Origin of the sequence: Flavobacterium sp. (genome assembly GCF_034111225.1) — a bacterium.
Lineage (GTDB): Bacteria > Bacteroidota > Bacteroidia > Flavobacteriales > Flavobacteriaceae > Flavobacterium.
This window is the reverse complement of the sequence record NZ_JAWUXR010000006.1, coordinates 117,333-143,388: the sequence shown is the minus strand read 5'-3', so window position 1 is coordinate 143,388 and position 26,056 is coordinate 117,333. Positions and strand designations below refer to the sequence as shown.

Annotated in this window: 27 protein-coding genes; 16 read left to right on the top strand and 11 right to left on the bottom strand. The window is 30.5% G+C overall.

Annotation, left to right across the window (positions count from 1 at the left end; all coding sequences use genetic code 11):
- The first annotated feature begins 20 nt into the window (after positions 1-20).
- The 5 genes from UXY25_RS02675 to UXY25_RS02655 all read left to right on the top strand — a co-directional run bounded on the left by UXY25_RS02675 (position 21) and on the right by UXY25_RS02655 (position 5,933).
- A complete protein-coding gene (locus UXY25_RS02675) occupies positions 21-1,130 on the top strand; it encodes an acyltransferase (protein ID WP_320814455.1) in 1,110 nt (369 codons plus the stop codon).
- Positions 1,131-1,395: 265 nt separating this feature from the next.
- Complete coding sequence (locus UXY25_RS02670) at positions 1,396-3,660, top strand: aconitate hydratase (protein ID WP_320814454.1); 2,265 nt, start codon at positions 1,396-1,398, stop codon at positions 3,658-3,660.
- A 95-nt stretch (positions 3,661-3,755) separates the two neighbouring features.
- Positions 3,756-4,421 carry a Crp/Fnr family transcriptional regulator gene (locus tag UXY25_RS02665; RefSeq protein ID WP_320814453.1) on the top strand — a complete coding sequence of 222 codons (666 nt, stop codon included), beginning with the start codon at positions 3,756-3,758 and terminating at the stop codon, positions 4,419-4,421.
- Between the two features lie 69 nt (positions 4,422-4,490).
- Positions 4,491-5,369, top strand: a complete 879-nt coding sequence (locus UXY25_RS02660) for a hypothetical protein (protein WP_320814452.1) — start codon at positions 4,491-4,493, stop codon at positions 5,367-5,369.
- A gap of 27 nt (positions 5,370-5,396) precedes the next feature.
- On the top strand, positions 5,397-5,933 hold the full coding sequence (locus UXY25_RS02655; RefSeq protein ID WP_320814451.1) for a hypothetical protein: 537 nt from the start codon (positions 5,397-5,399) through the stop codon (positions 5,931-5,933).
- Between the two features lie 53 nt (positions 5,934-5,986).
- Here UXY25_RS02655 and UXY25_RS02650 read toward each other — a convergent pair whose 3' ends face one another.
- A complete protein-coding gene (locus tag UXY25_RS02650; protein WP_320814450.1) occupies positions 5,987-7,435 on the bottom strand; it encodes a glyceraldehyde-3-phosphate dehydrogenase in 1,449 nt (482 codons plus the stop codon).
- A 132-nt stretch (positions 7,436-7,567) separates the two neighbouring features.
- Positions 7,568-8,950 (bottom strand): S1C family serine protease, encoded by a 1,383-nt coding sequence (locus UXY25_RS02645; protein WP_320814449.1) that lies wholly within the window; start codon positions 8,948-8,950, stop codon positions 7,568-7,570.
- 124 nt (positions 8,951-9,074) lie between these two features.
- Between UXY25_RS02645 and dapF the strand changes: the two genes are divergently transcribed.
- From dapF to UXY25_RS02620, 5 genes are all read left to right on the top strand, one after another.
- Positions 9,075-9,854, top strand: a complete 780-nt coding sequence (gene dapF, locus UXY25_RS02640; RefSeq protein ID WP_320814448.1) for a diaminopimelate epimerase — start codon at positions 9,075-9,077, stop codon at positions 9,852-9,854.
- Positions 9,855-9,856: 2 nt separating this feature from the next.
- Positions 9,857-10,390, top strand: coding sequence for a GNAT family protein (locus tag UXY25_RS02635; RefSeq protein WP_320814660.1), 534 nt, complete (start codon positions 9,857-9,859; stop codon positions 10,388-10,390).
- A 5-nt stretch (positions 10,391-10,395) separates the two neighbouring features.
- Positions 10,396-11,436: an endolytic transglycosylase MltG gene (mltG, locus tag UXY25_RS02630; protein ID WP_320814447.1), complete on the top strand. Its 1,041-nt coding sequence runs from the start codon at positions 10,396-10,398 to the stop codon at positions 11,434-11,436.
- Positions 11,437-11,521: 85 nt separating this feature from the next.
- Positions 11,522-12,415, top strand: coding sequence for a DUF2279 domain-containing protein (locus UXY25_RS02625; protein ID WP_320814446.1), 894 nt, complete (start codon positions 11,522-11,524; stop codon positions 12,413-12,415).
- A gap of 97 nt (positions 12,416-12,512) precedes the next feature.
- The gene (locus tag UXY25_RS02620) at positions 12,513-13,166 is read left to right on the top strand and encodes a peptidoglycan-binding protein LysM (protein WP_320814445.1); all 654 of its coding nucleotides are present in this window, start codon (positions 12,513-12,515) and stop codon (positions 13,164-13,166) included.
- Between the two features lie 7 nt (positions 13,167-13,173).
- Here UXY25_RS02620 and UXY25_RS02615 read toward each other — a convergent pair whose 3' ends face one another.
- Genes UXY25_RS02615 through dnaA form a run of 3 tightly spaced genes read right to left on the bottom strand, consistent with a single transcriptional unit; the run spans position 13,174 to position 15,841 of the window.
- Positions 13,174-13,911, bottom strand: a complete 738-nt coding sequence (locus UXY25_RS02615) for an SAM-dependent methyltransferase (protein ID WP_320814444.1) — start codon at positions 13,909-13,911, stop codon at positions 13,174-13,176.
- A 52-nt stretch (positions 13,912-13,963) separates the two neighbouring features.
- Positions 13,964-14,413 carry a low molecular weight protein-tyrosine-phosphatase gene (locus tag UXY25_RS02610; protein ID WP_320814443.1) on the bottom strand — a complete coding sequence of 150 codons (450 nt, stop codon included), beginning with the start codon at positions 14,411-14,413 and terminating at the stop codon, positions 13,964-13,966.
- The gene (dnaA, locus tag UXY25_RS02605; RefSeq protein ID WP_320814442.1) at positions 14,414-15,841 is read right to left on the bottom strand and encodes a chromosomal replication initiator protein DnaA; all 1,428 of its coding nucleotides are present in this window, start codon (positions 15,839-15,841) and stop codon (positions 14,414-14,416) included.
- A gap of 201 nt (positions 15,842-16,042) precedes the next feature.
- Between dnaA and UXY25_RS02600 the strand changes: the two genes are divergently transcribed.
- On the top strand, positions 16,043-16,444 hold the full coding sequence (locus tag UXY25_RS02600) for a thioesterase family protein (protein ID WP_320814441.1): 402 nt from the start codon (positions 16,043-16,045) through the stop codon (positions 16,442-16,444).
- Here UXY25_RS02600 and UXY25_RS02595 read toward each other — a convergent pair whose 3' ends face one another.
- The 4 genes from UXY25_RS02595 to ribD form a co-directional block, all read right to left on the bottom strand.
- A complete protein-coding gene (locus UXY25_RS02595; RefSeq protein WP_320814440.1) occupies positions 16,445-17,062 on the bottom strand; it encodes a YigZ family protein in 618 nt (205 codons plus the stop codon).
- Position 17,063: 1 nt separating this feature from the next.
- Complete coding sequence (locus tag UXY25_RS02590; RefSeq protein WP_320814439.1) at positions 17,064-17,633, bottom strand: EamA family transporter; 570 nt, start codon at positions 17,631-17,633, stop codon at positions 17,064-17,066.
- Positions 17,634-17,913: 280 nt separating this feature from the next.
- Positions 17,914-18,525 carry an HAD family phosphatase gene (locus tag UXY25_RS02585; RefSeq protein WP_320814438.1) on the bottom strand — a complete coding sequence of 204 codons (612 nt, stop codon included), beginning with the start codon at positions 18,523-18,525 and terminating at the stop codon, positions 17,914-17,916.
- Positions 18,518-19,561 (bottom strand): bifunctional diaminohydroxyphosphoribosylaminopyrimidine deaminase/5-amino-6-(5-phosphoribosylamino)uracil reductase RibD, encoded by a 1,044-nt coding sequence (ribD, locus tag UXY25_RS02580; protein ID WP_320814437.1) that lies wholly within the window; start codon positions 19,559-19,561, stop codon positions 18,518-18,520. Before ribD ends, UXY25_RS02585 begins: the two co-directional genes overlap by 8 nt.
- Before the next feature lie 80 nt (positions 19,562-19,641).
- Between ribD and UXY25_RS02575 the strand changes: the two genes are divergently transcribed.
- Together UXY25_RS02575 and prmC are read left to right on the top strand one after the other, a co-directional pair.
- On the top strand, positions 19,642-20,118 hold the full coding sequence (locus tag UXY25_RS02575) for a GNAT family N-acetyltransferase (RefSeq protein ID WP_320814436.1): 477 nt from the start codon (positions 19,642-19,644) through the stop codon (positions 20,116-20,118).
- Positions 20,119-20,973 carry a peptide chain release factor N(5)-glutamine methyltransferase gene (gene prmC, locus UXY25_RS02570; protein WP_320814435.1) on the top strand — a complete coding sequence of 285 codons (855 nt, stop codon included), beginning with the start codon at positions 20,119-20,121 and terminating at the stop codon, positions 20,971-20,973.
- A gap of 35 nt (positions 20,974-21,008) precedes the next feature.
- Here the strand turns inward: prmC and UXY25_RS02565 are convergent, their stop codons facing one another.
- Entirely contained in the window at positions 21,009-22,250 is a 1,242-nt protein-coding gene (locus tag UXY25_RS02565) for an ABC transporter permease (protein ID WP_320814434.1), read from the bottom strand.
- Between the two features lie 481 nt (positions 22,251-22,731).
- On the opposite strand from UXY25_RS02565, the gene hisS reads away from it, so the two are divergent.
- From hisS to UXY25_RS02550, 3 genes are all read left to right on the top strand, one after another.
- The gene (hisS, locus tag UXY25_RS02560) at positions 22,732-24,105 is read left to right on the top strand and encodes a histidine--tRNA ligase (protein ID WP_320814433.1); all 1,374 of its coding nucleotides are present in this window, start codon (positions 22,732-22,734) and stop codon (positions 24,103-24,105) included.
- Between the two features lie 73 nt (positions 24,106-24,178).
- Positions 24,179-24,691: a hypothetical protein gene (locus UXY25_RS02555; protein WP_320814432.1), complete on the top strand. Its 513-nt coding sequence runs from the start codon at positions 24,179-24,181 to the stop codon at positions 24,689-24,691.
- Between the two features lie 10 nt (positions 24,692-24,701).
- On the top strand, positions 24,702-25,070 hold the full coding sequence (locus UXY25_RS02550; protein ID WP_320814431.1) for a hypothetical protein: 369 nt from the start codon (positions 24,702-24,704) through the stop codon (positions 25,068-25,070).
- Here UXY25_RS02550 and UXY25_RS02545 read toward each other — a convergent pair.
- The gene (locus UXY25_RS02545) at positions 25,067-26,011 is read right to left on the bottom strand and encodes a tRNA-dihydrouridine synthase family protein (RefSeq protein WP_320814430.1); all 945 of its coding nucleotides are present in this window, start codon (positions 26,009-26,011) and stop codon (positions 25,067-25,069) included. The two genes, UXY25_RS02550 and UXY25_RS02545, sit on opposite strands and share 4 nt — an antisense overlap.
- Positions 26,012-26,056: the final 45 nt, after the last annotated feature.

Sequence of the window (26,056 nt, the reverse complement as noted above, 5' to 3'; positions counted from 1 at the left end):
TATTCACAAAAGTAGGTAAAATGAATACAGATATACAACATAATCAACGAATTTTTGGACTAGATGTTGTTAGAGCAACTGCAATATTAATGGTTGTTTTTTCGCATGTGTATTACTTAATAGATAGCTCAAATCCTTTATTAGTTTCGGTTAGTGGATTGTTTGGTTTTTTTGGTGTAGAGTTGTTTTTTGTCTTGAGCGGATTTTTAATTGGAACTATTTTATTGAAAAAATACATAAGCGAAGCATTTACATTTAAAGAGATTTTTGTTTTCCTTAAAAGAAGATGGTTCAGGACATTACCTAACTATTATTTAGTTTTAATACTAAATATTATAGTTGCTCTAGTTTTTGGCTATTCAATTGATGGTTGGGCTGCTTATTTCATTTTCTTCCAAAATTTCACAGAGTATAAAATCAATTTTTTTACCGAATCGTGGAGTTTATCTATAGAAGAATGGACTTATTTATTTGTTCCGTTTATTTTATTTCTTACTTGGATTTTTTTTAAAAAGAATAAAAAGGCGTCATTTATTGTTACTGTTTTAGTGTTGATTTTGTTTTTTCATCTTTTACGATATTTTGTTTATTTAGAAAATGCTTTTTCCGATATGACAACATGGAATTCAAATCTAAAATCGTTAACAGTTTATAGAATTGATAGCATTTTGTTTGGTTTCGTAACGGCTTGGTTGCATATGTTTTATAAAGAAATGTTACAGAATTATAAAGTGTATTTGTTTATCATTTCGTTGCATTTGTTTGTGTTTCAATTTGTAATAATGAATGTTCTAGGTTTTGATATCGTGGCTACACCGTTGTATTATAAGGTGTTTTATTTTACACTTACTTCGTTTACTATCTTTTTAGCATTACCTTTATTTGTTTATTGGAGCTCTTCTAAAACCGTTTTTGGAAAACCTATTCAATTGATAAGTAAAATTTCATACAGTATGTATTTACTTCACTATAGTATCATTACTGTACTTCTGAAATATCTTATAAGTAGCTTAGATGTTGATTTTTCAAATGCTATAATAATTGCTAGTTATATGTTTATCACCATTGTGTCGTCTTATTTGTTGTATCGTTTTTATGAAAAACCTATGATGGATTTAAGGGATAAGTGATTGTTAAAAATCACTTAAATTGTTAAAATGATAGATTTTAAACCCTATTTTTGAGATATTAATAATATTAATTATTCAAATTACGAATTATTCAATAAAGTTTATTTTTTCAGCATTTTGTTGAAGTATCTTCATTAAAATAGAATGTTTATAAATAATAATTCTTCGAATCTTTACTTTTATTATAAATTTTTAAATCTCGTTAAGATTTATTAAATTTGTAGCACATACAAAAAAAAGATACTAATAAAATAAATAAATTGATATGGCTTTTGATATTAAAATGATTGAAGAAGTGTATGCTAATATGGCTGAAAGAGTTGATAAAGCTCGTGAGCTAGTTGGCCGTCCACTTACATTGTCTGAAAAGATTTTATATTCTCATCTTTGGGAAGGGAAACCTTCACAATCTTTTAAAAGAGGTGCTGACTATGTAGATTTCGCTCCAGATAGAGTTGCTTGTCAAGATGCAACTGCTCAAATGGCATTGTTACAGTTTATGCATGCTAATAAAAAGACAGTCGCTGTTCCTACAACGGTTCATTGTGATCACTTAATTTTAGCAAAAAACGGAGCTAAATCTGATTTAGCTTTAGCAAATGATCAATCTAAAGAAGTTTTTGACTTTCTTTCTTCAGTTTCAGATAAATACGGAATTGGTTTTTGGAAACCAGGCTCAGGAATTATTCACCAAATCGTTTTAGAAAATTATGCATTCCCAGGTGGAATGATGATTGGTACCGATTCACATACTGTTAATGCAGGTGGATTGGGTATGCTAGCTATTGGTGTTGGTGGTGCCGATGCAGTTGATGTAATGTCAGGAATGGGTTGGGAACTTAAATTTCCAAAATTAATTGGAGTTAAATTAACAGGTAAATTATCTGGTTGGACTTCTCCAAAAGATGTTATTCTTAAAGTTGCTGATATTCTTACTGTAAAAGGTGGAACAGGAGCAATTGTTGAATATTTTGGTGAAGGTGCAACTTCAATGTCTTGTACTGGAAAAGGAACAATTTGTAACATGGGTGCTGAAATTGGAGCAACAACTTCAACTTTTGGTTACGATGATTCAATGAGAAGATATTTAGCTGCTACAGGTCGTCAAGATGTTGTAAATGCTGCTGATAAAGTTGCAGATTATTTAACTGCAGATGCAGCAGTATACGCTAATCCAGAAACTTATTTTGATCAAGTTATTGAAATTAACTTATCAGAATTAGAGCCACATATCAACGGACCTTTTACTCCAGATAGAGGAACGCCAGTTTCTAAAATGAAAGAAGAAGCTGCTGCTAATGGTTGGCCGTTAAAAGTAGAATGGGGATTAATTGGTTCATGTACAAACTCTTCTTACGAAGATATGTCAAGAGCTGCGTCTATTGTTAGACAAGCTGTTGAGCACGGAATTACTCCAAAAGCTGAATTCGGTATCAACCCTGGTTCAGAACAAATTAGATTCACTATCGAAAGAGACGGAATTATAGCAGACTTTGAAAAAATGGGTACAAAAGTATTCACTAATGCTTGTGGGCCATGTATTGGTCAATGGGATAGAGAAGGTGCTGATAAACAAGAAAAAAATACAATCGTTCATTCATTCAACAGAAACTTCTCAAAACGTGCAGATGGTAACCCAAATACGCATGCTTTTGTAACTTCTCCAGAAATGGTTGCTGCTTTAGCAATTGCTGGAAGATTAGATTTCAATCCTTTAACAGATGCTTTAATCAACGATAAAGGTGAAAAAGTAATGTTGAAAACTCCTTATGGTGATGAATTACCTAAAAGAGGATTTGATGTTGAAGATGCAGGATTTCAAGCTCCAGCTGAAGATGGTAGTGGAATTAAAGTAGCAGTTTCTCCAACATCGGATAGATTACAATTACTAGAACCATTTAAACCATGGAACGGTAAAAATATTACTGGTGCTAAATTGTTAATAAAAGCATTTGGAAAATGTACTACAGATCATATTTCTATGGCAGGACCATGGTTACGTTTCCGTGGACATTTAGATAATATTTCAAATAATATGTTGATAGGTGCTGTTAATGCATTTGGTCAAGCAACTAATAAAGTTAAAAATCAATTAACAGGTGGTTTTGATACGGTTCCTGCTGTTGCAAGAGCTTACAAAGCTGCTGGAATTGATTCAGTTGTTGTAGGAGATCATAATTACGGTGAAGGTTCTTCTCGTGAGCATGCTGCAATGGAGCCTCGTTTCTTAGGTGTTACTGCTGTTTTAGTAAAATCGTTTGCACGTATTCACGAAACAAACCTTAAAAAACAGGGTATGTTAGGTTTAACGTTCGCTAACGAAGCAGATTATGATAAAATTCAAGAAGATGATACAATCAATTTCTTAGATTTAACTTCATTTGCTCCAGGTAAACCATTATCGTTAGAGTTTGCTCATGCAGATGGTTCTAAAGATGTAATTATGGCTAACCATACTTATAACGATGGGCAGATTGAATGGTTCAAAGCAGGTTCTGCTTTAAATTTAATTGCTGCAGGTAAAGCGTAATTTATAGTTAAGAATTTTATAAAAAGCGCTCAAGTACTCTTGGGCGTTTTTTTTATATCTAAGTTTCATTAACTTTGGAATAAATAAAGATGCTTATGAATTCACTTTGGTTTTTTGAAGATGTAAATCTGTTTAACATTCTTTGTCCACATAAATTTAAAGGTTACAAAGGTGGCCACGATTTTAATGAATACAAAAAGAATGACTATATCTATTTTGAAGAAGATGCTGCGGATAAAGTTTTTTTGGTAAACTCAGGTAAAGTAAAAATTGGTTACATTACGGAAGAAGGAGATGAGATTATTACTGCAATTTTATCTAAAGGAGAGATTTTTGGTGAAAAAGCTATTTTAGGACAAGAAATCCGAAATGAATTCGCACAAGCAATAGATAAAGATACATCTGTTTGCCCAATTACGACTCCAGAAATGATTGATCTTCTTCGGGATAACAAAGAATTTAGTCTAAAGATTTACAAATTTATTGGTTTTCGATTCAAGAAACTTGAAAGAAGACTTCAATTGCTTTTGTTTAAAGATACTAAAACACGATTGAAAGAATATCTAAAAGAATTAGCTGAAGATTTTGGTTATACTAATCAAATTTCTGGGGATGTAATTATTCGTCATCCTTATACTCAAAAAGAAATTGCAACTTTAATTGGTACATCTCGACCTACATTAAATATTCTATTGAATGAATTGCAAAATGAAAAATATTTGTCATTTGAACGGAAAGAAATAGTTTTAAACAAAGCTTAATGTTAGTAGTCTAACAATTTTTTTCATGAGGCTATTGTAATTTTGTATTTAAACTATAAAAAATTAGCTATGAAGAAGTTATTGATTGTTTTGATGTTTATTCCTTTTTTCGAAATGTACTCACAAGGTTGTAGTGATGCTGGTATTTGTACAGTTGACAACATGAAATCACATGAAAATGATTCTATAATTTATAAGAATGCGATTAAAATAGGTGTCAATTATGGAATATCATATGAAAATATAAATATTTTTGGTTCTTATATAGCATACAATAGAAAAATTTTAAATAATGTAAATGTAGATTTAAAACTAACTTATTTTAATCAGTTTACTAGTGAGGTCTCCTCTTCTGCATTATCTGACGCAATTATTTCGTCAAACATTAGATTAAATGAAGGTTTAACTGGAACTATTGGATTTAAAATTCCTTTTACGGATGGTAATTTAAAAGAAAATGGAGCTCCCTTGCCTATGGACTTTCAACCAAGTCTTGGGACTTTTGATGTTATTTTAGGGGTTTCAAAAAGAGTGAATAAATTTAATTTTGTTTTAGGTTACCAACAACCATTAACTCAAAATAAAAACGAGTTTATTGCTCCGCCAAACAGTCGTTTTTCTTCAACAAATAATTATAAAAGAGCAGGAGATTTGTTATTTAGAGCAGTTTATAACTATCAGATTAATGACCGTTTTACCTTTAGCCCGAGTTTACTTCCAATTTACCATATTGCAGAAGATAAATATACTGACTTAAGTAATATTGAAACAAGTATAGATGGTTCTGCTGGTTTAACTTTAAATGCAAATTTATATTTCAATTATAAATTATCTGATAAAAAATCTTTAGAATTTAGTTTAGGTGGACCCCTTTTAGTAAGAGAGGTTAGGCCTGATGGATTAACTAGAGGAATTGTGGTAAATGTTCAATATAAATTTTTGTTTTAATTGTTTTTTGTAATTTTGAATAAAAAAATGAAGAAGAAAGTTATATTATTTGCAAGTTTGGGTGTGTTTTTAATTCTTGCAGTTTTGTTTTTTAATAAAGAAAATAATACAAATTTTAAAAAGCCAAGTTTTGTTTCATTTGAAGAACAACAAGTATTAAAAGATTACAATTGGAATTTAATTGGAATAGAAGGTACGAGTTTTAATACTGTTATTAAGAGAGATAATGTTATTGTAGTAAAGTATCTTTCATTATCTAATGAAGATAGTCAAAAAGAAATAGAACTGTTTAACACAATTTACGAAGAATATAAAACTAAAATTGAGTTTCTTGTAATTGTAGAGGATGATCAATTAAAAGTTAGAAATTATTTAAAAGAAAATGATTATTTTTTCCCTGTTTGTTATAGCCTAAGCAGGCCTCCATTTAAATTTGAGCCTCAAGACAAGAATTTTAGGTCACTAATAGTTTCAAGAAAAGGAAGGATTATTATGGATAATTTTGAGCCAATTAACTGGGAATCTAATGAAATAAGAGATGTTTTAAACGGATTAATTAAATAAAAAAAGCGCTTCAATATTGAAGCGCTTTTTTTATTTGGAATATTTCTACCTTACTAATAGTAAGTGTATCTTCTTACTTTAGAAATATATTTAGCTAAACGAATAACTTGATGGCTGTAACCATATTCGTTATCATACCAAATATACATTACGATGTTATTTCCGTCAGCAGAAACAATTGTAGCATTACTATCAAAAATAGATGGAGCAGAAGTTCCAACAATATCTGAAGATACTAACTCATTGTTTAGTGAATATTTAATTTGCTCAACTAAATCTCCTTCAAGAGCGTACTTTCTCATGATGTCGTTTAGTTCTTCAACCGTAGTTTTTTTGGTAACTTCTAAATTTAATACAACTAATGAGCCATTTGGAACAGGAACACGAATTGCATTTGAAGTTAATTTACCAGCTAAGCTAGGTAATGCTTTTGCAACAGCACTTCCAGCACCAGTTTCTGTAATAACCATATTTAAACCTGCAGCTCTACCACGACGGTATTTTTTGTGCATGTTATCTACTAAGTTTTGGTCATTTGTATATGCGTGAATTGTCTCTAAATGTCCTTTAACAACACCTAAAGTATCTTCAACAGCTTTTAAAACAGGAGTAATTGCATTTGTTGTACATGAAGCTGCCGAAAAAATAGAAACTTCATCTGGATTGTATTCTGTATGATTTACACCGTATACAATATTTGGAACACCTTTTCCTGGAGCAGTTAATAAAACCTTATCAACACCTTTAGATGTTAAATGACGTTTCAAAGCTTCTTCAGTTGTAAATGCACCTGTGTTATCAATAACTAAAGCATCTTCAATACCATATGTTGTATAGTCAATTTCTTCTGGTGAGTTAGCTGTAATAATGTGAACAGTTGTTCCATTGATAATTAATGCATTATTTTCTGGATCAGCAATTACTGAACCTTGAAAGTCACCATGGACAGAATCATAACGTAATAATGAAGCTCTTTTCTCTAATAAAATTGCATCACTTTTATCTCTTGTTACAATTGCTCTTAGACGCATTTGTTGTCCTTTACCCATTTTACTCATCATTTCACGAGCTAATAAACGACCAATTCTTCCAAAGCCATATAAGACTACATCTTTTGGTTTGATGTCAGTATAGTCTTTTGCTTTCTTCAACTTGTCTAATACAAATGCAGTTGCATCATTGTATTTATTGTCTTCTAAATGATATTCGTAAGTTAATTTACCAATGTCTAATCTAGAAGGAGGTAAATCTAAACTAATAATTGCTTGAGCAATTTCTACCGAATCAAAAATATTGATTGGTTTTTGAACAAATTCACCTGCATATTCATGCAAATTAATGATGTCACTTACATTTCTGTCGATAAGTTGATTTCTAAATAAAATTAATTCAATTGATTTATCGTACCATAAATCACTAATAATTTTAATGAACTCAACGCAGGCTTTACGTCTGTCAGCTTGGAAAGCAAGTTCTTTTTCGTATAAATTGTTGTTACTCATGAAGTAATTGTATAAGGTGTTGTTTATATTCTGCAAAAATAAAGATTTCAAACCTTATAGGGAAATTATTTTTACATATAATATAAAAAAAACCACGCTTTTAACGTGGTTTAAAAATTGAAATTAAGTAGGTTACATTATGATGCGTACTATTTGTTTATTTTTTGTAATAATTTGATATTGTGCTTTTGAGCCTTTTTTACGATTTAAATAACTAGAAACTTTATCGATATTTTCAGCTTTCATTCCGTCAATGCTCATGATAATACTTCCTTCAAGTTCTTTTGCGTAATCTAAATAGTTTTCGTTTGTAATGTTTTTAATTTTTACACCATAGTCAATTTTAAACTCTTTTTTGTCATTTGTATCAATATCTTCAAGTTCAATTCCGTTATATTCAAATGCTAAAAGTTCTTTTTTGGTAAGTTTTACTGGAATTGTTTTTAAATTTCCATCTCTAATAATACTCACGTTTACAATTTCATCTGGTCTTTTTGTATTTATAAACGAAGTTAAATCAGAGAAACCATTTACTTTTTTATCATCAAGAGCAGTGATAATATCACCTTTTTTTATTCCTGCTTTTTCAGCTCCTGAATTTTTAGTCACCTTATTAATGTAAAATCCTTGTGTTTGGTCAATTCCAATTTCTTTGGCAGCATTACTGTTTAATTCTCCGCCTTCCACACCTAAAACGCCTCTTTGTACGTTTCCAAATTGTATTAAATCTTCAATTAGTTTACGTGTAATGTTAGATGGAACAGCAAATGAATAACCAGTATAACTTCCTGTAGGAGAAGAAATCATTGTATTTATCCCTACTAATTCTCCTCTTGTGTTAACCAATGCACCTCCACTATTTCCTGGATTTACAGCAGCATCTGTTTGTATAAAGGATTGTAACCCTTCATTACTTAAGTCTCTTGCTTTAGCCGAAACAATTCCTGCAGTTACAGTTGAATTTAAATTATATGGATTTCCTACTGCCAAAACCCATTCTCCAACTTTAATTTCGTCTGAATCACCAAAAATGATATAAGGTAATTTTTCATCTGATTCAATTTTTAAAAGGGCAATGTCCATTTTGGTATCAGTGCCAACAAGTTTAGCTTTATAAGATTTATTGTTGTTTAAAGTGATTTCTAATTCGCTTGCATTTTGAATTACGTGGTTATTGGTAACGATATATCCATCTTCTGAAATAATTACTCCAGAACCTGTTCCTATTTGTGTTTGTTGCTTGTTTCCTTGGTAGCCATAGAAATATTCCATTATAGGGTTTCGAGGAACATTAGATACGGTTACATTTTTTACATGTACTACACTATGTACTGTGCTTTCAGCAGCAGATGTAAAGTCAATTTTTTCTGCTCCTAAGTTTACGTTTTTACTGTAATTTGGCGCTAAGGTTACAGATGACGAATCGCTTTGGCTTTCAAATATAATTTTATAAGCGCCTAGCGTTATTGCACCACTTAATAAAGAAACAAATAATAATCCTGTATATTTTTTCATAGTTCAATAATTTAATTAAGGTAAATTTAAAGAGATTTGTTTTTTTATAAAAATTTTTTAACGCTCGGTTAACAATGTTTAACATCTTATTAATATTTGTATTTTTGTACAAGAAATTAATTATATGCAATTTACATTTTACAAATACCAAGGCACAGGGAACGATTTTGTCATGATTGATAACCGTACTTTTGTATTTCCCAAGAATGATACAAAACTAATTGAAAGACTTTGTGATAGAAGATTTGGTGTTGGTGCAGATGGACTTATTCTATTAGAAAATAATGATAAATATGATTTTACCATGGTGTATTATAATTCAGATGGTAATGAAAGTAGTATGTGTGGTAATGGAGGAAGATGTTTAGTTGCTTTTGCTAAACAAATGGGTATGATTTCTAATAAAGCTGAGTTTGAAGCTGTAGATGGTTATCATTTTGCCACTATCGATTCGAATAATATAGTTTCACTTCAAATGAAGGATGTTGATGTTGTTGAAGTGAAAGAAAACTATACTTTTTTAAATACAGGTTCTCCACATCATGTTCAAATGGTCGAAGACTTAGTGCACTATAATATTAAGGACGAAGGCGCTAAAATTCGTTATTCAAGTTTGTATGGCAAAACAGGAACCAATGTAAATTTTGTATCTCAATTAAACGATGAAACTTTTGTAGTTCGAACATACGAAAGAGGAGTAGAGGATGAAACATTATCTTGTGGAACTGGTGTTACTGCTGTTGCAATTGCAATGTTTGTAAATAAAAAAACTACTTCAAATCATATAAAGCTAAATGTTGAAGGCGGAAGCTTAGTAGTAAATTTCAAAGAAAATAATGGTGTTTTTACCAATGTTAACCTAATAGGTCCTGCAACTTTTGTTTTTGAAGGAAAAATAAATTGAAAATAATGACTTTAAAAGGAGAAAACATATACTTACGTGCACTAGAACCTGAAGATTTAGAATTTGTTTATGCAATAGAAAATAATGAAGCAATTTGGCATGTAAGTAATACGCAAACACCTTATAGTAAATTTTTAATTCGTCAATACCTTGAAAATGCGCATCAAGATATTTATGAAGCCAAACAATTGCGATTGGCAATTTGTTTAAATGATTCAAATGAAGCTATTGGTTTAATTGATTTATTTGAATTTGACCCCATGCATCAAAGAGCAGGAATTGGAATAGTAATTATGAATGATTCTAATAGAAATGCAGGGATTGGAACCGAAGCTTTGTCTTTATTAATTGATTACGCGTTCAATCAATTACAATTACATCAATTATTTGCAAATATTGGATCGGAAAATGAAATTAGTATCGCTCTTTTTTCTAAATTTGGATTCGAAAAAATAGGAGTAAAAAAAGATTGGAATAAAATCAACGGAAATTTTGAAGATGAATTTTTGTACCAATTATTAACAACTAAAAATTAATTCACTTGAAAATTAAAAAAATACTTACGAGTGTTGCTGTTGCAGGTTTGTTCATCGCAGGTGGAGTTACAGCTTATGTTTACAATAAAGCCTTTACACCAAACACAACTTTTAACCAAAAAGAGGTTTTTGTTTACATTCCTACAAATGCCACCTATGAAATGGTGCAACAAGAATTGGCGCCTTTTGTAAAAGATATGGGTAAGTTTGATTTTGTCGCAAGTAAAAGAAAATATGATACCAATGTAAAAGCAGGAAAGTTTTTACTAACTCAGAATATGACTAGTTTTGATATGGTTAGAGCTATGCGTAGAAATACTCCTGTTAAAGTAGCATTCAATAATCAAGAAAGTCTTGAAAAGTTAGCGCAAAGAATGGCTTCTCAATTAGAACCTGATAGTGTGGCATTATATGTGTCTTTTACAAACACACCTTTTTTAAAAGAGAACGGATTTACAGAAGAAAATATTTTAGCAATGTTTATTCCAAATACGTATGAGTTTTATTGGGATGTGAATTCAAATAAGCTTGCTGATAAAATGGCTAAAGAATATAAGAAATTCTGGAACCATGAGCGTTTGGAAAAAGCGGCTGCAAAAAACTTAACACCTATTGAAGTTTCGGTTTTAGCTTCAATTGTTCATAAAGAAACTGCAAAGGCTGATGAGCGTGCAACTGTTGCAGGTGTTTATTTAAACAGATTAAAAACAGGAATGCCTTTGCAAGCCGATCCAACGATAATTTTTGCCATGAAAAAAGAATCGGGTGATTTTGACCAAGTTATTAAGCGTGTGTATCATAACGATTTGAGAATTAAATCGCCTTATAATACCTATGTGAATGCTGGTTTGCCTCCCGGGCCTATTGCAATGCCTGATATTTCAGCTATCGATGCGGTTCTAAACGCAGAGAAACACGATTATATTTATTTCTGTGCAAGTCCAGATAAACCAGGTTATCATGCTTTTGCTTCTAATTACTCGGAGCATCAAGTAAATGCTCGTAAATATGCTGCTTGGGTAAATAAATTAGGAATCAACCGATAACCATTTGAAGCGAAATTTTCTTTCATATCAGTTATCCATTTTCCTGCTTTACGCTATACAAGGTGTTGCTGCAATCAGGGCTAGAATGATACTGGTTGGATTACTTGTAGGTTTTTCTTCCTATTCACAATCAAAATTGAACACTTTTCTAACGCCTTCTGATACTTTAAATACTTCAAGAAGAACTTCTGTCTATGTTGGAGAAGCTTCTGTTTTAGGAACAGCCTTAATTGGGTTGAATCAGCTTTGGTATAAAGATTATCCGCAAACTAATTTTCATTTTATAAATGATAATAATGATTGGAATCAAATGGATAAAGCCGGACATTTTTTTTCTACTTATCATTTGGGTAGGTTTGGAAGTGAAATGTTGCAATGGAGTGGAGCGTCAAGAAAAGAACAATTGCTTTATGGTTCTACATTAGGTTTTGGTTTTCTAACTGTTGTAGAGGTTTTTGATGGTTTTTCTCAAGAATGGGGAGCGTCATGGGGAGATATAGTTTCTAATTCATCAGGGACATTATTATATGTTTCGCAAGAGCTAATTTGGAAAGAACAAAGAATTACACCTAAATTTTCATTTCATCAAACGAGCAAAGCGAATTTTCGCCCTGAAACTTTAGGAGCTTCTTTTCAAGAACAAATTTTAAAAGATTATAACGGACAAACATATTGGTTGTCATTTAATTTACATTCTTTCACAAAGGCAAATTTTATCCCAAAATGGTTTAATATAGCGCTTGGATATGGAGCAGAAAATATGCTTTACGGAACAGATGCTGAAGCACAATTAAATGGATATAATCAAGAAGCATATCGTCAATTATATTTAAGTTTTGATATTGATTTGACGAAAATTGAAACAAAATCCCATTTTTTAAAGTCTCTTTTTTCAGTTTTTAACACAATAAAAATCCCTGCGCCAACGCTCCAATATGATGATTTTAACGGAGTTAGAGGACACATTGTCTACTTTTAGGAAACTTTAACATACTGTAAATCAATATTATAAATTTTTTCGTATCTTTGACCTCGGAAATTTCAGATGAGTGACAGACGCTGAGAAACAAAAATTTATGGTAAGAAAAAGCTCGTATTTTTTAGGATTAATTGTCTTAGTAGTTTTAGTCTCTTCAGGTTTTAGTTCTTTCAAAATTGAAAGAGTTCCTGGTTTTCATGTTAATGAAAATGAAGAAATTAATTACAGCGTTCAAAATGTTGACGAACTAGATGATGTTGATGAGAAAGTTAGTAGTGTAGAGATTCCTTATGTTGGTAAAACTTTTATAGGTTTTAGACAAGCTTTGGCTTTTAAAGAGTCGAGAGGAATTTTAAATATGGTTAATCCATATGGTTATATGGGAAAATACCAATTTGGTAGAAGTACTTTAAGAGCAGTTGGAGTTTATGATTTTCAAGAATTTTTGCAAAATGCTGCTTGGCAGGATAAAGCGTTTAAAGCTTTAATTGCAATAAATAAGTGGGAATTAAGAAAAGAAATTAAAAAGTATAACGGTAGAGTTATTAATGGAATTAAAATAACCGAATCTGGTTTAGTAGCAGCTGCTCATTTAGGTGGTGCTGGTTCTGTAAAAAAATACCTTAGAAGTAATGGAAGAAATGGTTTTAAAGACGGTTTTGGTACTTCGTTAAAAAGTTATATGAAAAAATTCGGTGGATATGATGTAAGTCATATTAATGCCGATAGAAATGCAAAAGTAAAATTGTAATACTTCGTTACATTTTGTGAATAATAAAAATACAAGGTCGGTTCTGTAAATCGACCTTTTGTTTTTTCCAGTCGTTAACAGTTTTCGTTTTTATATATTCAGTTGGCAAAGTAATGTCACAAGCAATACACAAATGAGTGTTGCCATTTAAATTTTGTAAAAGATCTTCGATTAGTTTATTGTTTCGATATGGTGTTTCAATAAATAATTGCGATTGATTTTTTTCTTGTGAAAGCCTTTCAAAATCCTTTAAAGCTTTTTTCTTTTCTCCTTTTTCAATAGGCAAGTATCCATTAAATGCAAAGCTTTGTCCATTCATTCCACTTGCCATCATTGCTAATAAAATTGAACTTGGGCCAACAAGCGGTACAACTTGAATTCCTTTTTCATGTGCAAGTTTAATAATATCAGCACCAGGGTCTGCAATACCAGGACACCCTGATTCACTTAGTAATCCAATATTATAGCCATCAAATATTGGTTTTAAAAATGCATTATGCTCACTAACCTCTGTTCTTTTATTTAGTAAAGAAAGTTTTAAGTTAGGTTGGCTTTTTTCTGGTTGAATGATTTTTATGAATCTACGTGCTGTCTTTTCGTTTTCTACAATATAATAATCTATGAAGTCAATAGTTCGTTTAATGCTATGAGGTAGAACGTCTTCAGGAGCTACAGTTATTTCTCCAGGATTAGATAATGTACAAGGAATTAAATATAATTTACCTAAAAGTTGAGTGGTTTTCATATATTAATTTTTTTAGAAAACCTCAATTTCTTGAGGTGCTATTTTAAGAATTTTACTTTATTTTTTCAGCAATGCTATTACAGGCTTCGTCAAGCATATTGTATACTTTTTCAAAACCATCATTTAATCCATAATAAGGATCGGGTACATCTTTATTTTCGTTCGGATAAATTTCATTTAAAATTAAATGGACTTTCTTTTTAGCATTTTCATCAGGAGCTAATTGTAGTATGTCTTTTAAATTTGAATTATCCATTGCGTAAATTAAATCAAATTCTGAAAAATCATTTTTAGTGAATTTTCTGCCTCTTTGATTGGTAATGTCTATTCCCTTTATCTTTGCAATTTCAATAGATCGTTTGTCGGGTAATTCACCAGTATGCCATCCGCCAGTACCAGCAGAATCAACTGTAAAATTACTAGACAGTTTTGAGCGTAGAATACCTTCTGCCAATGGTGATCGGCAAATGTTTCCTAAACAAACCATTAAGATTTTTGTCATTTATAAAGTTAACTTTTTGTTGATGTCGTCAACAAACTTTCTAAATTGCTTATCAGTAGAAACTAAATTATCTACCGTTTTACAAGCATGTAAAACAGTGGCATGATCTCTATCTCCAATTTGAGAGCCAATATTAGCTAAAGAAGATTTAGTGAATTTTTTAGCAAAAAACATAGCTAATTGTCTTGCTTGTACAACGTGTCTTTTTCTTGTTTTAGATTGTAAAATTTCTAAATCTAATTGGAAATAATCTGAAACTACTTTTTGGATATAGTCTATAGATATTTCACGCTTTACATTCTTAACAAATTTTTCAACAACTTGTTTTGCTAAATCAATTGTTATTTCTTTTTTGTTGAAAGAAGACTGTGCTATTAAAGAAATAATTGCACCTTCAAGTTCTCTAACATTGCTTTTTATGTTTTTGGCAACATATTCGATGATGTCTTCAGGTATTTCAACTCCATCTCTATAAAGAATGTTCTTTAAGATAGAAATACGAGTTTCAAAATCAGGCTGGCTTAGCTCAGCTGATAAACCCCATTTAAAGCGCGACAATAAACGTTGTTCAATGTCTTGCATGTCAACTGGCGCTTTGTCAGATGTTAAGATTACTTGTTTTCCGTTTTGGTGTAAGTAATTGAATATGTGAAAGAACACATCTTGTGTTCCTGTTTTTCCTGATAAAAATTGAACATCATCAATAATTAAAACATCAATGAATTGATAAAAATGTATAAAATCATTTCTTGTGTTCTTTTTAACGGAATCTATATATTGTTGCGTAAATATCTCAGCAGAGATGTATAAAACAGTTTTTTCTGGATGCTTGTCTTTGATTTCAACCCCAATTGCGTGAGCTAAATGTGTTTTACCTAATCCAACACCTCCAAATATTAATAGTGGATTAAAAGAAGTCCCGCCGGGTTTATTTGCTACAGCAAAACCTGCGCTTCTCGCTAATCTATTTGAGTCGCCTTCAAGGAAATTGTCAAAACTGTAATTAGCGTTAAGCTGAGATTCAATTTTAAGGTTTCTAATTCCAGGAATAATAAAAGGATTTTTTAACTCAGGATTTTTATTAGCAATAGGTACATCTACTTCTTGAGTTTTTACAGCCTGTCTATTTAAACTAGGAATTTGTTCAGTAAATGGAAGTTTATTGCCATAAGTGTTTTCCATTTTGATTTTATACAATAACTTTGCATTCGAACCAAGTTCTTTTGTAAGAGCAACTTTTAATAACTTAACGTAATGTTCTTCTAGCCATTCATAGAAAAACTTACTAGGTACTTGAATGTATAATGCGTTGTCTGTTAGTTCAACTGATTGAATAGGTTCAAACCATGTTTTATAGGCTTGTTCCTGAATATTGTCCTTTATAAAAGACAAACAGTTGTTCCATACAGATTGTGCAGTTTTGCTCATATACCCTGTTTTTTTTACAGTTATTTGTTGAGGTTAATAATAGTTATCTTACAAAGAATAAAGACAATTCATTCTTTTTATTTGGGAGAACAAATATGTGAACAAATTTTATTAAAAAAAAATGAAATGCCTATTGATTTTTAAAAAATAAAATTGTAAACATAAATTATAATTTAAAATACTAATAGAAGATATTTTTTTATGAAAGAATTTCAATTTAATGTTAGAGTCAGATACGCAGAAACTGACCAAATGGGGGTTGTTTATCATGGTAATTATGCGCAATATTTTGAAATGGGACGTGTTGAGTGGTTAAGGAATATGGGGGTTTCTTATAAATGGATGGAAGAAAATGGTGTAATGTTGCCAGTTGTTTCTTTGTCTATGGATTATAAGAAGCCAGCAAGGTATGATGACGTGTTAACTGTTAAAACTATTTTTAAAAGTCAGACTTCTGTTAAGATAGAATTTGACTACGAAATCTATAATGAAAAAGAGGAGTTGTTAACAATTGGTTACTCAATGTTGGTGTTTGTAAACATGAAAACCGGAAGGCCAACATTGCCTCCTGAATACGTTTTAGAATGTTTAAAAAAGATTTAATTATTCTTTTTCAGAAATATCGATTTCATAAATTGAATTAAAAGCTTCATAAATGTTTTCTGCGTTATTTTTGCGAATAGCAATTTCAATTTCACATGACATTTCCATTTTTTGATTTATGATATCGATATTTTTTTCTTTGATTACTCTCATTACTTTATTCATGTTGATGTATTCAAATTTTATGATGTAATGTATGTCGATTGTTTTTTCTTCAATTTGAGCGGTTTCCAAAACCATTTGCGCAGCAGTTTTATATGCAGATATTAAACCGCCTACACCAAGTTTTACGCCGCCAAAGTAACGAACAACTACAACAAGTATGTTTGTAACATCAAATGATTGTAATTGACCATAAATAGGCATTCCGGCGCTATTATTTGGTTCGCCGTCATCATTTGCTCTGTAATTAATGTTTTCGGTTCCTATTTGATAGGCATAGCACCAATGTCTTGCAGAATGATGCTCTTTTTTTAATTCTTCTATATGAGTTTTTACTTGTTCTTCATTTGTAACAGGAAAAGCATATCCAATGAACTTGCTGTTTTTTTCTTTAAATAAAGCTGGCTCAGGTGAAGTTAGTATTGTTTTGTAGGTATCTAGGTTTAAATCGCTCATTTTATTGGGTAACTAAGAATACAGCAGCTATTGCGAGCAGAATTCCTATGAAATTTTGTTTTCTAATTTTTTCATTAAAAAACATTATACTAAAAATAGTTGTCAGCAAAATTACACCTATATTTATTAATGTAAAAATTGTAGCGCTTTCTAAATTTTTATTTTGCAGTGCTTTTATTAAATAATACATTGAAAAATAGTTAGGTATGCCTAATACGATACCTGCAACTATGTTTTTTCCGTGAATTTTGCTTTCTTGTTTTATACTTTTTATTACAAAAAAGAGTAACCCAAAAATAAAAGCAAAAATAAAAGTAAATGAGGCAAATGTGCTTGCTTCATCTTCTTTAATATAATGATGTTGTATGTAGTTCATACTTGTGTCAATAATTCCAGCGCCAAAAAACAAGAGTATTGGCAGTAGGTAATTTGATGTTTCTATTTTTCCGCTTTCTTTTTTTGATGTAAAATAAACAGCTAATAAGGCAATTACGATTCCAATTATTTTACTGCTTCCTAAATTTTCATTAAATATAATTATACCAAATAGTATAGGAATTATCATTGCCATTTTACTGGATACTGTAGCTACTGAGATGCCATTTATTTGTGTTGTTTTACCTAGGATATTGAAGACACAAATAAACATAAATCCTAAAAAAATTGAACCAAATAGCCAAGGTGTTGATAGTAATTTGGGAATTGAAAAGTCAAAGGGGTTAATTAAATAGCCAACAAAAAAAGCAATAACATAATTAAATATAATTGCTTGTAAGTTGTTGATGTTATATTTTACGAATAGTTTAAATATTAAGTATAAAAAACTCGAAAAAAGTATAGTGAGTAATAAATTAAGCATAAGCTGTTTTTAACTTATCTAGTAATTGTGTTACATCTTCTTTTTCAGGATTTAAGTGCCAAGTGTTTATTCCAAGACTACTTGCGCTTTTAATATGTTCCAAAGTGTCGTCTATGAATAAAGTTGTTTTTGGGGTAATGTTATGGTTGTTTATTATTAATTGAAATGCTTTAACATCTGGTTTTCTGAATCCAAACTCAAATGAAAAGTAAACTTTTTCAAAACAACTGTAAAAATCTCTCGCAAAAGAAACTCCAAATTTATGTTCAAATTTATCAATGTGTGTTCTGTCTGCATTACTCAATAAGAGTATTCTATATTTATTAGAAATTAATTGTAAAAATTCTAGTCTTTTTAAAGGAAAATCTCCAACTTGAATATTCCAAGCGTTTCTTATAGAAAGTATGTCGGTTTCAGGAATATGTTTTTGGATTACAGACATGAACTCAAGTTCATCTATTTTTCCTAATTCGTATAGTTGGTTTGATAGCTCTAGATCTTCTGTCCATTCTTTAATACCTAGTTCAGCGAAGGCTTTTTCAGTAGCTTTTCGGTCTATATCTATAAAAACATTTCCAAAATCAAAAATAATAGTATCAATCATAATTTCTGTATAATTTAAGTTGATCGTTAATTACATTAAAATTAGTAGTACTTTTAAAATTGAGTTTTGGGGCTTCAATTCCAGTTATAAATTTGTTTTTATTTGAAAAAATTCTTGCTTCATCCCATAAACCCTTATCAATAAAATTTTGAAGTGTTTTAGTTCCACCTTCTATAATTAACGATTGAATATTGGATATGTGTAAATATTTAAGCAAATTATCAACAAAAATAGTATCAAATATAATATTTTTATAAATAATATATCCCTTTTTTGTTAAAATAATATCATTTGTAATAATTACTGTGCTCGTTTTTTTATTTTTTATTTGAAAAGATTCATCAATTGTGTTATTTCTATCAATAGCAATTCTTATAGGGTTTTGACCAAAATAATCTCTAGCTTCTAAACTTGGGTTGTCTTCTAAGACAGTATTTGTGCCAACTAAAATTCCTTGTTCTTCTGTTCGCCATTTATGAACTAACTGTCTTGAATATTGATTGGTAATCCAAACCGGCTTTTTTTTGTCTTTTTCTAATGGAGCAATAAACCCGTTTTCGGTTTCTGCCCATTTTAAAATGATATAGGGACGTTTTTTTTCGTGAAAAGTAAAAAAGCGCTTGTTTAATTCTTTGCATTCTTTTTCTAAAACACCTAAAGTAATTTGTATGCCAGATTCCATCAGTTTTTTAATACCGTTTCCTGCAACTTTAGCAAAAGGGTCTATAGTTCCAATTACTGCTTTTGGTATTTTATGGTACGTAATTAAATCGGCACATGGAGGAGTTTTTCCAAAATGGCTACATGGTTCAAGACTGACATAAATAGTTGCTTTTGAAAGTAAAGCTTTGTCCTTAACTGAGTTTATTGCATTTACTTCTGCATGAGCTTCACCTGCTTTTTGGTGCCAACCTTCTCCAATTATTTCCCCGTTATAAACGATTACACTACCCACTAATGGATTTGGATAGGTTGAGCCTAATCCATTTTTCGCCAATTGAATGCAACGAGCCATGTATTTTTCATGCGTAGTCATTTTACAAAAGTAGTATTTTTAAGATAGGTTTAATATAGTATTCTATGTATTTGTTTACTTTTGCAGTATAAATTAAGGTTATGTTGATTAGAGAAATCCAACAAAAAGATAATAAGCAAATTGCGACAGTAATTAGAAATGTGTTTCATGAATTAGATGCACCAAAAGTAGGAACGGCTTATGCAGATCCTATTTTAGATACTTTGTTTGAAGTGTATCAAGAAAGAAGGACTAAATACTATGTGGTCGAAAAAGACGGAAAAGTCGTTGGCGGTTGTGGTATTGCTCCTTTAGAAAATGGAGATGCTTCAGTTTGTGAATTGCAAAAAATGTATTTTGCACCCGAAATCAGAGGAACAGGTTATGCGGAACAAATAATTTCAAAATGTTTGGAATTTGCTAAAGAAGTAGGTTTTAAACAATGCTATTTAGAAACCCTTTCGTTCATGACTACTGCTCAAAAACTATATAAGCGAATAGGTTTCGAGAATATTGATGGGCCAATGGGAAACACAGGTCATAACAGTTGCCAAGTTTGGATGATTAAAAAGTTATAGATGCTGATTAAAGAAATAAATAATAATTTTCATGAGCAATTAGATGCTCTTTTTGGTAAAGATGAAGTACAAAGTTTCTTTTTTATTCTAATGGAGTATTTGCATAATTTAAAACGAATTGACTTGGCTTTGAATCCTAATTTTGAAATTTCAGAAGAAGAGGTTCAAAAATGGGAAGCTATAATTTCAGAATTAAAAACAGAGAAACCCATTCAGTATATTATTGGGGAAACTTGGTTTTACGATTCTAAGTTTTATGTTAACGAACACACTTTAATTCCTCGTCCCGAAACAGAAGAATTAGTCGATTGGATTGTTTCAAATCTCCAAATTTCCAAATTTCCAAATCAACAAAAAATTTTAGATATCGGAACAGGAACGGGTTGTATTCCTATTTCAATTAAAAAGAATATTCCTGAAGCAGAAGTTTTTGCAATTGATGTTTCAGAAGAAGCTTTAAAAGTGGCAAAAAGAAATACTATTGAAAATAAAGTAGAAGTGCATTTTATTCTTCAGAATATTTTAGAACTCGAAAAGTTAGAGCCGAAATTCGATGTAATCGTTTCCAATCCTCCATATGTTCGTAATCTTGAGAAACAAGAAATAAAAAAGAACGTTTTAGACTATGAACCTCATTTAGCATTATTTGTAGAAGATAATGATGCGTTGCTTTTTTATAGAAAAATAGCGCAATTGGCAAAAGAAAGTCTTGTAGAAGACGGTCAATTGTTTTTTGAAATTAATCAGTATTTAGGAAAGCAAACGGTTGAACTATTAGAACAATTAGGTTTTAAAAATATAGAATTGCGCAAAGACATTTACGGTAATGATAGAATGGTAAAATGTAGTTTGTAATTAACTATGAATAATAATTTTACTAATCACTAGTATTACTCATGTCTCAATGCTTCAACAGGATCTAATTTAGACGCTTTTATTGCTGGAATTAATCCAGAAAGAATAGTAACAGCAAAAGTTACGACAAATGCCCAAAAGATAGCCATCCAAGGAATGGTAAATTGAAACCCAATAGCCGTAGCGATACCAAAACCAATAGAAATTCCTAGGATAATACCAACGATTCCGCCTAATTGTCCAATTACTAATGTTTCAGTAAAAAACTGCCAAGCAATTGTTGTTCTTTTGGCTCCTAACGATTTTCTAATACCTATTTCACGCGTTCTTTCAGATACAGAAACTAACATTATATTCATAAGCGCAATAGATGAACCAAAAACGGTAATGATACCTATAACCCAAGCAGTAAGACTTAAAACTTCAGTGTTTGATAATAATGTTTGAATTAAATCGTCACTTCTTTCAATTCCGAAGTTATTTTTCTCAACCGGATTTAGTTTTCTTACTTGGCGCATTGTAATTATAGCATTGTCAACAGCTTCATCTAATAAAGCTTCATTGTTTGCCATAATGTTTAATTCATAATTAATGCTTGGAGCAGAAAATATAGAACGCGCTAATTGAGTTGGAATTAAAACACGTAAATCTTGGCTGTTTCCAAACGTTGATCCTTTTTCTTTTAAAACCCCAATTACTTTAAATTTTGCACCTCTTATTGAAATAGTTTTATCAATTGGATTTATGCCTTTAAACAGTCCTTTTTCAAAGTCAGAACCAAGAACACAAACAAAATTATTATTTTCTACATCAAAAGAATTAAAATTTCTTCCTTTTGCAACAATTAAGCCTTTATTTGGAGCAAAATTTTCATCTACACCAACTATTGAAATTTCTGGATCTGTTTTTTCGCTACCGTATTTTACTTCAACATTTGATGCTGCAGTAAATGATAAAGAAGTTGAGGTAAATGGGAAATTATATTTTTCTTGAAAGTCTCTAGCTTCTGGGTAACTTATAATAGGATTAACTTTTTGTTCTACATCATTTTGATTGATTTCTGCAGAAAAATCATACTGACTCATTGAAAAGGTATTCGCTCCCATAGAAGCGAAATCATTCATAATAGTATTTTGTAAAGCTGATACAACTGTAAGAATCCCTACTAATGCAGTAATTCCTAAAGCAATAATAAAAACAGTTAATGATGTTCGTAAAGCCTGACTCTTAATTGAATCAATAGCAATATTTGTGTTTTCTTTAAATAATCCTACCATGTTGTATTAGACTATAGAGTTTGCTTTTTGTTACATATTTAAAGTTAGAATTTAGAAGTTTTTTTTAAGCATAAATTAAAAAGACAACGATTGTCATTTCGACGAAGGAGAAATCACATTATAAATTATGATTATGAGATTCCTCATGCTTCGGAATGACAAAACGTAAAATAAAACTATGTGTCTATGTGTTTAAAATTATACTAAAAATAACCCGTTGGTGCAATTAATTTTTGATGACAATTTTTCGTCAGTTCGAGTGATTTTCTTCAGAAAATCGTATCGAGAACCAGAAAAATTCATTAAAAACGATTCTCGATACATTTTTTGTTCCGTTTTACTACACAAAAAACACTCGAATTGACGTTTTCAATTTTCACAACCTATAGGTTAAAAATAAGATTTTTTAAACTGCTGAATAAATCCGATATTTGCACTTCAAATTATCAGATTACCAAATCAATAAATTCTAAATTTTAACATGGCTCAAAAACCAAGTATACCAAAAGGAACACGTGATTTTTCTCCAGCAGAAGTAGCAAAGCGTAACTATATATTTTCTATTATAAAATCTAATTTTGAAAAATTTGGTTTTCAACCTATTGAAACACCTTCTTTTGAAAATTCAGAAACTTTAATGGGAAAATACGGTGAAGAAGGCGACCGACTGATTTTTAAAATTTTGAATTCAGGTGATTTTTTAGGTAAAGCTGATGCAACACATTTAGAAAATAAAGACAGTTTAAAATTAACTTCTCAAATTTCTGAAAAAGCATTGCGCTACGATTTAACGGTCCCATTTGCGAGATACGTGGTACAACACCAAAATGAAATTGAATTTCCGTTTAAGCGTTACCAAATTCAACCGGTTTGGAGAGCAGACAGACCACAAAAAGGTCGTTTTAGAGAATTTTTTCAATGTGATGCTGATGTTGTAGGATCAAATTCGCTTTGGCAAGAAGTAGAATTAGTACAATTATACGATTCAGTTTTCGCTGAATTAGGATTAAAAGGTGTTACTATTAAAATTAACAATAGAAAAATATTATCAGGAATTGCTGAGGTTATTGGAGCTTCTGATAAATTAATTGATTTTACGGTTGCTTTAGATAAATTAGATAAAATAGGCGAAGACGGTGTAAAGAAAGAAATGCTTGAAAAAGGAATTTCAGAAGAAGCTATCGTTAAAGTACAACCGCTATTTAATTTCACCGGTTCGATTGCTGAGAAAATAGAAAAATTAGCCGCTTTACTTTCAACTTCTGAAGAAGGAATGAAAGGAGTAGAGGAGTTGACTTTTATTTGCGATAATGTAACCGAATTAGGTTTGCAAACTGCCAATTTAGATTTAGATGTTACACTAGCTCGTGGATTAAACTATTACACAGGAGCAATTTTTGAAGTAGCTGCGCCAAAAGGTGTTGCCATGGGTTCAATAGGTGGCGGTGGTCGTTACGACGATTTAACTGGAATTTTCGGATTGAAAAACATGAGTGGCGTAGGAATTTCTTTTGGTTTAGACCGAATTGCATTGGTAATCGAAGAATTACAATTATTTCCTGAAACCGTTACTGCAACTTCAAAAGCATTGTTTTTAAACTTTGGTGATGCGGAAGCAAAATATGCCATGAAAGCGATTTCACAATTACGTAAAAATGGTTTAAAAGTAGAAATGTATCCTGATAATGCTAAAATTGGAAAACAATTTCAACATGCCGATAAACGCGGAATTCCATTTGCAGTTTTAGTGGGTGAAGATGAAATGAAAAACAATGTGTATGCATTGAAAAATTTAGCTACTGGGGAACAGACTAGATTAAGTTTAGAAGAGTTGAAATCAGCTTTACACAAATAGTATATGATTTTTTACACCTATCAGGTCTTTAAAAATCTATCAGATATTTTTATTTTCACTTTTAAAGATTAAAATGAAATTATATTATTATTTACTATATAGAATTTATTGGTTTTATAGAGATGTATGGGGATATGGTCATAAAATGTCTTTAGTTTTGACGGGATTTCTTAGTTCTCTTTTTGTTTATCTTACTATTGAAGTTTTTATTGTGCTTTTTTATACTTCTGATAAATCTCCATTGCCATCACTGCCAAACAAATATTATGTAGTATTAGAATTGCTAATATTATTTTTATTTAATCACAAATTAATAATAAAGAAAAGAGAATTTTTGAGACAAGGATTTAAAAAAACAACAAAAGGATTAATGTTTATTTTATTGTATGTTTTATTTTTGACTGTAATTCTTATTTGGGGTGCAAATATTAATAGGGATAAAATTAAGAGCTCTATGCTGTCTAATTCTAGAGGAAGTTTAGTTAGTGAAAATGAAATGAAAAACAATGTATTTGCATTGAAAAATTTAGCTTCTGGTGAACAACAAAAAGTTGATTATGAAACATTGATTACTTTGTTGAAGTAATAATTTGTAATTGAATTTTGACATTGTAATTGATATGGATGTAGACGACGAAGCAAAAAAAGTAATTTGGTCACTTCAGAACAATAAACGTTCTGAAGAAGAACGAAATGTATTTAAACCAACAGGAAAAAAAACAATTAGAAAAGAATTTATATACTTTACAATTGCCTTTTTTTCCTTGTTATTGCTTAGTTTTTTACTGACTCAATTTTCTACCCAAAACGAAGAAATTTGTATTACGGACGATTTTTGCTTTTTTTCAAAAGATAATATACTCTATTATACTTTGTATGTTTTTGGGAACTTACTTATTATAATTATTGGACTTTTTATAGCGTATAAAATAGGTAAGAAAATAGGTGATAAACTTCAAGTTTAAACACTTTTAAAAATATCTTCAACAGCAGAAAGATAGTTTTTAGTATTTCCTGCTTTTTTAATTTTCTTAAAGGTCTTTTGAGGATTTGGAAACGACTCCGCAAAATATTCCCAAAAACCAAGCATTTTCATACGTATTGGCGTTGGTCCAGATAAATACGCATCGTATTGTTCAAAAATAGTATCGTGAAATTCTTTAAAAATTTCATATCTGTCTTTAGGATATTCCGTTGTGTTGTCTCTAATCATACTTGGTAAAAACGGATCAGCAATTAAACCTCTTCCTATCATCCAGTGGTCAATAGTCGGAAAGCGTTCTTGTAGTTCTCTATATTTTTCTACAGATGTTATATCTCCATTATAATAAAGCTTTTGCTTAGAAGTATCTAAACAACGCTGAAACGAATCTAAATCCACTCCGCCTTTGTATAATTGTTTGCCAATTCGTGCGTGAATGGCAACATTCTTAATTGGGTATTTATCTAAAATTGGAAAAACATCTAAAATTTCTGTTGGTTCTTCATAACCCATTCGCATTTTCATCGAAACAATAATATCGGTTTCAGAATGTGCTCTATCTAAAATATGTTCTATTTGAGAAGTATTGCTAATTAATCCAGAACCCATTCCACACTTTGCAACCATAGGATAAGGGCAACCTAAATTCCAATTTAATTCTTTATAACCTAACGACTGAACGTATTTTGCAACAAAAACAAATTCTTCTGCATCATTCGTAATGATTTGTGGAATTACTTCCAAAGTAGTATTGTTTTCCGGTAAAATATCACGTTCGTACGAACCTTTAATAACTAATTTTCCGTTTAAACGAATGTAGGGAGAATAGAACGTATCGATTCCGCCAAAATACTTATGGAAAGCGTTACGAAAACGAAAATCGGTAAAACCTTGTAAAGGCGATGATAAAAGTGTGTTTTTCATGTTTTATTGCAAGCGGCAAAGGTAATTTAAAATAAAAGAGAAATG

Excerpts from the sequence above, each read along its gene's own strand:
- UXY25_RS02585 (WP_320814438.1), bottom strand. The coding sequence starts at position 18,525 with ATGATTGATACTATTATTTTTGATTTTGGAAATGTTTTTATAGATATA.
- UXY25_RS02625 (WP_320814446.1), top strand. The coding sequence starts at position 11,522 with ATGATACTGGTTGGATTACTTGTAGGTTTTTCTTCCTATTCACAATCA.
- UXY25_RS02620 (WP_320814445.1), top strand. The coding sequence starts at position 12,513 with ATGGTAAGAAAAAGCTCGTATTTTTTAGGATTAATTGTCTTAGTAGTT.
- dapF (WP_320814448.1), top strand. The coding sequence starts at position 9,075 with ATGCAATTTACATTTTACAAATACCAAGGCACAGGGAACGATTTTGTC.
- UXY25_RS02650 (WP_320814450.1), bottom strand. The coding sequence starts at position 7,435 with ATGAGTAACAACAATTTATACGAAAAAGAACTTGCTTTCCAAGCTGAC.
- dnaA (WP_320814442.1), bottom strand. The coding sequence starts at position 15,841 with ATGAGCAAAACTGCACAATCTGTATGGAACAACTGTTTGTCTTTTATA.
- UXY25_RS02600 (WP_320814441.1), top strand. The coding sequence starts at position 16,043 with ATGAAAGAATTTCAATTTAATGTTAGAGTCAGATACGCAGAAACTGAC.
- UXY25_RS02675 (WP_320814455.1), top strand. The coding sequence starts at position 21 with ATGAATACAGATATACAACATAATCAACGAATTTTTGGACTAGATGTT.
- prmC (WP_320814435.1), top strand. The coding sequence starts at position 20,119 with ATGCTGATTAAAGAAATAAATAATAATTTTCATGAGCAATTAGATGCT.
- hisS (WP_320814433.1), top strand. The coding sequence starts at position 22,732 with ATGGCTCAAAAACCAAGTATACCAAAAGGAACACGTGATTTTTCTCCA.
- UXY25_RS02555 (WP_320814432.1), top strand. The coding sequence starts at position 24,179 with ATGAAATTATATTATTATTTACTATATAGAATTTATTGGTTTTATAGA.
- UXY25_RS02595 (WP_320814440.1), bottom strand. The coding sequence starts at position 17,062 with ATGAGCGATTTAAACCTAGATACCTACAAAACAATACTAACTTCACCT.
- UXY25_RS02610 (WP_320814443.1), bottom strand. The coding sequence starts at position 14,413 with ATGACAAAAATCTTAATGGTTTGTTTAGGAAACATTTGCCGATCACCA.
- UXY25_RS02545 (WP_320814430.1), bottom strand. The coding sequence starts at position 26,011 with ATGAAAAACACACTTTTATCATCGCCTTTACAAGGTTTTACCGATTTT.
- UXY25_RS02575 (WP_320814436.1), top strand. The coding sequence starts at position 19,642 with ATGTTGATTAGAGAAATCCAACAAAAAGATAATAAGCAAATTGCGACA.
- UXY25_RS02645 (WP_320814449.1), bottom strand. The coding sequence starts at position 8,950 with ATGAAAAAATATACAGGATTATTATTTGTTTCTTTATTAAGTGGTGCA.
- UXY25_RS02615 (WP_320814444.1), bottom strand. The coding sequence starts at position 13,911 with ATGAAAACCACTCAACTTTTAGGTAAATTATATTTAATTCCTTGTACA.
- UXY25_RS02665 (WP_320814453.1), top strand. The coding sequence starts at position 3,756 with ATGAATTCACTTTGGTTTTTTGAAGATGTAAATCTGTTTAACATTCTT.
- UXY25_RS02565 (WP_320814434.1), bottom strand. The coding sequence starts at position 22,250 with ATGGTAGGATTATTTAAAGAAAACACAAATATTGCTATTGATTCAATT.
- UXY25_RS02590 (WP_320814439.1), bottom strand. The coding sequence starts at position 17,633 with ATGGCAATGATAATTCCTATACTATTTGGTATAATTATATTTAATGAA.
- UXY25_RS02655 (WP_320814451.1), top strand. The coding sequence starts at position 5,397 with ATGAAGAAGAAAGTTATATTATTTGCAAGTTTGGGTGTGTTTTTAATT.
- UXY25_RS02670 (WP_320814454.1), top strand. The coding sequence starts at position 1,396 with ATGGCTTTTGATATTAAAATGATTGAAGAAGTGTATGCTAATATGGCT.
- UXY25_RS02660 (WP_320814452.1), top strand. The coding sequence starts at position 4,491 with ATGAAGAAGTTATTGATTGTTTTGATGTTTATTCCTTTTTTCGAAATG.
- ribD (WP_320814437.1), bottom strand. The coding sequence starts at position 19,561 with ATGACTACGCATGAAAAATACATGGCTCGTTGCATTCAATTGGCGAAA.